Annotated in this window: 7 protein-coding genes; 4 read left to right on the top strand and 3 right to left on the bottom strand. The window is 48.6% G+C overall.

Translation table 11 applies throughout. The features are described 5' to 3' along the window. Positions 1-326: 326 nt before the first annotated feature. Positions 327-584, bottom strand: coding sequence for a SemiSWEET family transporter (locus Q0338_RS09070; RefSeq protein WP_298086470.1), 258 nt, complete (start codon positions 582-584; stop codon positions 327-329). 114 nt (positions 585-698) lie between these two features. Between Q0338_RS09070 and Q0338_RS09065 the strand changes: the two genes are divergently transcribed. The 4 genes from Q0338_RS09065 to Q0338_RS09050 all read left to right on the top strand — a co-directional run bounded on the left by Q0338_RS09065 (position 699) and on the right by Q0338_RS09050 (position 4,188). Continuing rightward, positions 699-1,364, top strand: coding sequence for a molybdenum cofactor guanylyltransferase (locus Q0338_RS09065; protein WP_298086469.1), 666 nt, complete (start codon positions 699-701; stop codon positions 1,362-1,364). Next, positions 1,361-2,455, top strand: coding sequence for a phospholipase A (locus Q0338_RS09060; RefSeq protein WP_298086468.1), 1,095 nt, complete (start codon positions 1,361-1,363; stop codon positions 2,453-2,455). Before Q0338_RS09065 ends, Q0338_RS09060 begins: the two co-directional genes overlap by 4 nt. 256 nt (positions 2,456-2,711) lie before the next feature. Further along, positions 2,712-3,581, top strand: a complete 870-nt coding sequence (locus Q0338_RS09055) for a hypothetical protein (protein WP_298086467.1) — start codon at positions 2,712-2,714, stop codon at positions 3,579-3,581. A 19-nt stretch (positions 3,582-3,600) separates the two neighbouring features. Further along, positions 3,601-4,188 (top strand): SMI1/KNR4 family protein, encoded by a 588-nt coding sequence (locus Q0338_RS09050; protein ID WP_298086466.1) that lies wholly within the window; start codon positions 3,601-3,603, stop codon positions 4,186-4,188. Between the two features lie 117 nt (positions 4,189-4,305). Here the strand turns inward: Q0338_RS09050 and Q0338_RS09045 are convergent, their stop codons facing one another. Beyond that, a complete protein-coding gene (locus Q0338_RS09045) occupies positions 4,306-5,820 on the bottom strand; it encodes a disulfide bond formation protein B (protein ID WP_298086465.1) in 1,515 nt (504 codons plus the stop codon). Positions 5,821-5,830: 10 nt separating this feature from the next. Then, positions 5,831-5,998 (bottom strand): dihydroneopterin aldolase, encoded by a 168-nt coding sequence (locus Q0338_RS09040; protein WP_298086464.1) that lies wholly within the window; start codon positions 5,996-5,998, stop codon positions 5,831-5,833. Between the last annotated feature and the right edge of the window lie 61 nt (positions 5,999-6,059).

Genomic DNA, 6,059 nt, shown 5'->3' with positions numbered 1-6,059 from the left:
CTGCACGCAGTGCAGCAACCTCTCACGTGCAGTGAGGTTGGAGAGGGCTTGGGAGAGGAAGGGGCGACGCTTCTTAAGTAGACCCCCTTCCTGTCCCAAAGAAAAGGAAAAGGGAGCTCTTTTTCTTCAGCTACGCTTCGCAACTGCAAAGCAGAGCGTAATTCAAGCCCCTTCCCCCTTAACAAGAAAGATTAAGTACACAGTACTAAATTTGATAAAACCAAATTTAGCACCTTAAAGGTGCAGGTCTCGAGTTACCTAAAAACCGAGCCAAAAACATCAAATTTAACTTCGCCGTATCGGTAAATTTAGCGGTCTTTATCCCCCTAAAAAGCCGTTATCGTCGCCAAAAGACCAAAGATGATGCCGGGCAAATTCGCAGCCGCTAACGGATAGTCCCTTTTGGCTTTTAGCAGACCGTAGCTAGTCCAGATCGTGCAGTTTATCGCTGCGGCTAGAGGCTGGATAAAAGGCGTTTTGTTGCCCTCAAGGTTGCCCATTATCTGCGGGATATAGGAAATATACATGATAACCGACAGACACGTGCCTATCCAGTCCAAAATTTGCAAATTTTTCTCGCTCATTTTCTCTGCTTTAAGCTCCGCATTATGCTGTTTTTAGGGTTTGGCGGGGGCATTTTGGTAAATCAAAGCCGTTTTTGGCTAAAGTTAGCCTTATAATTTTGCTTAAGGAAAAAAATGAAAACATGCGTCATCCTTGCCGGCGGCAAAAGCTCGCGAATGGGCCGCGACAAAACGCTGCTGCCTTTTGGCGGATTTGCGACGCTCACGCACTACGGAGCGCATAAATTCGGGCGGATTTTCGAGCGCGTATTCGTTAGCTCTAAATTTGAAAAATTCGACCCGACATTGCCGCTCATAAAAGATGTCGGTGCAGAGGATATCTCGCGGTCAAATTTGACCGAGGCGAGCGACAAAGATGGCACAGAGGCAAACTCCGCTCAAATTTGCTCGCAAGATACGTCAAATTTGAGCCCGGACGCCTTTTCTCCGATGCTAGCTCTTTACAGTATCCTTAGAAATTTCCCAAACGAAAGCGTCTTTATCGTCCCGGCCGATATGCCCTTTGTTAGCGAAAACTGCGTGCGCGAACTATATAAATTTACCGGCGAATACGATATGGTCATCGCCGCAGACGAGTCGCATACGCACTCGCTTTGCGGGTTTTTTAGCGGGGATTTAGCGGGCGCGGCGGGCGAGCTTTTTGCCGCGGGCGAGCACAAGATCGGGCTTTTGCGCGACCGTTGCCGCTGCAAGATCGTAAAGTTCGCAAACGCGGACGAGTTTTTTAACATCAACTACCAAGCCGATTACGAACAAGCTTTAAAAGAAGGAAAAATATGAAAAAAATTATCGTTTTACTGGCGATTTTGTTAAATTTCGCAACAGCCGGCGAGTCTGCAACGGCGAAGCAAAATTTAGCCGGCCAGTCTGAAAATGCGGCTGAAAATTTAACCGAGCCGACTACCAAAGACGAAGCCAAGCGCCTCTACGAAGCCGCCGCAAAGCTCGAATACGAAGGCGACAAAACAAGAGCCCTTCAGCTTTATAAACTGGCGGCTAAAAAGGCGATATTTACGGACGAGGACGGCGAAACGGCCGCTATGGAGCGCTCCGTGATCGCGCCCTCAGATAGCGTAGCGGGCGCGCCCGTGGAGGAGCAAAAGATCGCCTCCAAAGAGCGCCCGAAAGCGAAATTTGAAAGCGGCGAGGCATACGACGTGGATGAAATTTTGGGCCTAAAAATGCACCACCTAAACTACCTCCTGCCGGCAACCTACGCGTTTAACGACGTTGAAGGCAGGCGCAGATTTGAGACCGCTTTTCAGATCAGCTTGCAAAAGCCGCTTTTTTACGACGTATTTGACATGAACGAAACGATCTCGGCGGGCTACTCGCAAAGCTCGTGGTGGCAGACGGCTAAAGGCTCTACGCCGTTTCGCGAGACCAACTACCGCCCCGAGATTTTCATAACCGTTCCGATGAGATTTGAGGCGCTACCGAGTCTTGACTACCTACGCGCGGGGCTTTTGCACGAGAGTAACGGCCAGGGCGGCGAGAAGTCGCGCTCGTGGAACCGCGTCTATCTCGAGGCCAAACTTTACGCCGGCAGCCTCGTCGTGATCCCGCGAGCGTGGGCGCGCATACCAGAGAGCAAGGGTAGCGACGACAATCCCGACATCGAAAAATACCTCGGCAATATGGATATAAATTTCGCCCTACCTTTCCGCGGCCACGTCTTTACGGCGATGGTGCGCAACAACCTGCATTTTGATAAAACAAACCGCGGCGCGGGCGAGCTTGGATGGCTGTTTCCGTTTGGCAAGAGCGGCGTTTACGGCTACGTGAAGTACTTCACGGGATACGGCGAGAGCCTCATCGACTATAACCGCCACACCGATAAAGTCGGTATCGGCTTTGCGATTTTAAAATAAGGAGCTGTCGCTTCGGGCGGCGTCGACAAGGTAAAAATCGCGGCAAAAACGACATAAACGAAAGTCAAATTTGACCGAACCGACAAGCGGGCAAATTTGACGAGCGGGCGCTTGTTTACAAAATATACGCATAATAAAGCAAGGATCAAATTTGCGAATTTTAGCCGCGGCGCGATCCTTTAAATTTACGCCGAGTCGCAGTCAAAAAACCACTACCCTAGCACGAGCGCGAAAATCGTCAAATTTAGGGAGATAGATGAAAAATTTATTAAAGCTTTTTATCGTTTTGACCTGCGCGACCTCGCTACAAGCAGGCGGCAAATACGCGCCCCAGCAGCAAAAAGACGAGCTAATCGCAACTTATGAGATATTTTTTAAGTACGACCTGCGCAACGGCGAAAAGGACGCGAGCGGCAAAATACGCAACAGACTCTACATCACCCAGCTAGATGCGGGCGGCGCACAGCTAAATCGCTACGTCATCGACGAAGCAGATGAAAAGTACAAGCGCAAGATCCCGGACGACCCATCCACAAAGCTAAAAATCTCGTTCGCCGTCCGCAAAAACGAGCGCTGGGTGCTGCTAGAAGTCTACTCAAAAGAGCACCGAGACGCGCCTGCGTTCACGGCCGAGAGATGCCTATGGGGCGGACTAGAAAAGGAGCTACTAGAACTTTTTGACGCGGGCGAGGTGTTAAAACTATACCGAAAAACCAAACGCTTCGACGCAAATTTGGGCTTTTTTACCGAAAATAACATAGCCGAATATCGCAGAGACGGCAAGCCATCGTATAAGGAATTTACCAGCGTCCGAACGGGTAAAAAAGAAACGACTTTTGAAAAGTACGACGAGAGCGGACGCCTAAATAGCTGCGCATACCAGATAGGCGGCGAGTCTGCGTATTTTGAGTTTTTCTACCCGAGCGGCAAGCTAAAAAGCGTGATAGACCAGCGCCAAACGATCGGCAAGCCGCTTAGCGAAGCGGTTAAAATACAAAAAGAATTTAACGAAAAAGGCGAGCTCGTAAAAGAGGTCGTAACCGATGCAAAAGCGGGCACGGCGACCACGAAATTTTACGGCGAAAACGGCGAAATCGTAAAAACCGAAACAAAAAATCTCAGATAAACTAAGAGCGGAGAAAAATATGTTTTTAAAGCTAGATGAGATCGCTCGCGAGCTAGACGAGATATGCCTGCCTCTGGAACAAGAGGGCATAACGGGCATGAGGCTGCTAGCACAAAGCGATGCCGACGCGTCCACGCGGGCGCTAGAAAATGCGCAAGAGGCTCTAGGCGTCAAATTTCCGCTTGAGCTTTCGCGGCTAGTTTGCGAATTTAACTTCGGCGAATTTGAGGTTTGCAACGTATGCTTTGGCGCCGGCGGCGACTACGCTAGCGAGCTAGTGCGGCTAAACAGCACCGACGAATACGGCGGCAAATGGTGGCACGGCGATACGCGTCCTGCAAATTTGATAGTTTTTGCCGTGGGCGATCCGTGGATTTTTTTGCTTGATTGCGCGGACGGCGCGATTTATGCGTGGCTACTTGGAGACGAAGAGCTTTGCGGTAGGCGCGTTGCGAGCGATTTTGAGAGATTTTTTAGAGCGCTTGCTAGTATCGGTATCGCGCGACTAAGCAAAAAGGCCGTGCCAAGCGCAGAAGAAATCGCCAAATTCGTCCAAGCAGGCGATGATATGGCGCTTGAGTTTTGGCGAGAAATGGCTAAAATTTGATAAATCTAACGCCTAACGCTAGGATTTTTGCGCTAAAAATTAAGCACAGACGCTGTAACGGCGACGGAGCGATCCATCGTAAAAATCGCCCCGAAACGCTTAACTTTACAGCCAAATTTAGTTTAGCTGATAAAGCGTATTTTTGCCGTTCTGATAGGATAAAATATTCATCGCGCCGTCTTTAAAGAATATACTTCTAGCGTTTGTTATCTCGCTCGGATAAGCAAGCGTCTTTACAATCTCCTCGGTTTTTGGATCGATGATCGCGATAACGTTGTGATTTTTGCTAAGCGCGTAGAGCAGGCCGTCTTTGTAAGCCATCGACGTGATGTAAAGATCGCCCAGGCTCTTGCCCTCTTTGAGCACGGCTTTTGGCGTAAATTCGCCCGAAAGCGTACGGTCGCTCAGTAAAATTTTAGATATGACGAACTTTTGCGCGTCTTTGTTGTTCGGCACGGTAGCTAAGTAGAAATACGTTCCATCGGTAGCGATGCTTGCTACGTGGTTAAATTTAGCTCTGACGGTGTCGATTCTGCCGCGTCCAAGCCCTTTGCCTTGCCCTTCAAATTTATCATTACCGCGCATAAAGTCGGCATACTGTAGCGCCTCGTCCGCCTTAGGATTTTTTGCAAATCTCAAAAGCGTCTTGTTTGAGCCCACGAGCATGTATTTATCGCCCATAAACGGTATCACGCCGATGATCGGATCGACCGTCGCCGAAAAGTACGGATCGATCTCAAAATCGCTCGCGACCTTGAAATTTTCATCCATGAAAAAGACTTCCCATTTCGAGCTAGCGACGAATTCTCCGTTTATAAAATCGAGAGAATTTATAGGCTTAGCAAAATCGATCTCTTTTTTAGACGCGATATTTAGGCTCTCGTCGGCCTTTAGCGGAGCGTTGTTTGGATCGTTGTCAAATTTCACTCCCAGCTTCTCGCCGGCCGGAGCAAAGGCGTAATCAGGCGCCGCGACGTCTCTTTTGCCCAAAAACGATACTTTTTTCCAGTGGTTTTTGTAGCCGCTATCGTCCCAGATGATGTATTTCGGATCAAGCGTAAAGCGCACCGGATCGCCCTGCCCGTAATAAGGCGGGATGCCTGTACTAACGAAAGCTTGAAATACGTTTGAGGCGATTATAAATGCGCAAACGATAAAGGCCGCGCGAGTAAAAGAGCTGAATTTTCTAATCGTATCGCCGCCCATCTCCTCTTCAAGCGCGCTAAATTTAGGCGCAAAGAAAAATATAGCCCCAAGCAGCACTACCACCGCCCAAAACACCACCTCGGCCCAAAAATACGTATGGATACCGAAAACCGCGAGCCCAAAGCCCTGATCAAGATCTCTGTGTGCGTGGATACCGAAGTGCGCAAAAGACTGCCATAGTCCAAATCCCGTCATCACTAGCAACATAGCTAAGTATTTAGCCTTTAGCCCGTATCTAACGATAAAAAGAGCCATCACGCCGATAAAAATCATAGCCTCGCGCTGCCCCCAACACAACGTGCACGGGCTGTCTTTTAGCACGTAACCGAAAATCAGGTTTGCTATACCTACCGGCAAAAGGATGATCAAAAATCCAGCCAAGCACATAAGTGCATAGAAAAATTTTGCTTTTTTGATTTCGTTCATGCCGCGCTCCTTATAGGTTTATGGCCGTGAGCAGATTGCCCGACTTGTGCCCTACGTATAAGTACGCCATAAACAACCATGCGACCACGACTAAACCGAATGCGATCTTTTCTTTTTGCGGTTTGGCTATGATGATTACCACGGCCACCAAAACTAATAAAAGCTGTAAAAATTCCATCTTTTCTCCTTATCGGTAATATTTACGAATTTAATTTTATCCCAAAAAAACTTAAAGTAAT

Source organism: uncultured Campylobacter sp. (assembly GCF_938018145.1).
Lineage (GTDB): Bacteria > Campylobacterota > Campylobacteria > Campylobacterales > Campylobacteraceae > Campylobacter_A.
Note: the sequence above shows the minus strand (reverse complement) of the source record. Positions and strands in the feature narration are given on the sequence as shown.

What these genes read in the sequence shown, in the direction of transcription:
- Q0338_RS09070 (WP_298086470.1), bottom strand. Translation starts at nt 584, where the DNA reads ATGAGCGAGAAAAATTTGCAAATTTTGGACTGGATAGGCACGTGTCTG.
- Q0338_RS09065 (WP_298086469.1), top strand. Translation starts at nt 699, where the DNA reads ATGAAAACATGCGTCATCCTTGCCGGCGGCAAAAGCTCGCGAATGGGC.
- Q0338_RS09060 (WP_298086468.1), top strand. Translation starts at nt 1,361, where the DNA reads ATGAAAAAAATTATCGTTTTACTGGCGATTTTGTTAAATTTCGCAACA.
- Q0338_RS09055 (WP_298086467.1), top strand. Translation starts at nt 2,712, where the DNA reads ATGAAAAATTTATTAAAGCTTTTTATCGTTTTGACCTGCGCGACCTCG.
- Q0338_RS09050 (WP_298086466.1), top strand. Translation starts at nt 3,601, where the DNA reads ATGTTTTTAAAGCTAGATGAGATCGCTCGCGAGCTAGACGAGATATGC.
- Q0338_RS09045 (WP_298086465.1), bottom strand. Translation starts at nt 5,820, where the DNA reads ATGAACGAAATCAAAAAAGCAAAATTTTTCTATGCACTTATGTGCTTG.
- Q0338_RS09040 (WP_298086464.1), bottom strand. Translation starts at nt 5,998, where the DNA reads ATGGAATTTTTACAGCTTTTATTAGTTTTGGTGGCCGTGGTAATCATC.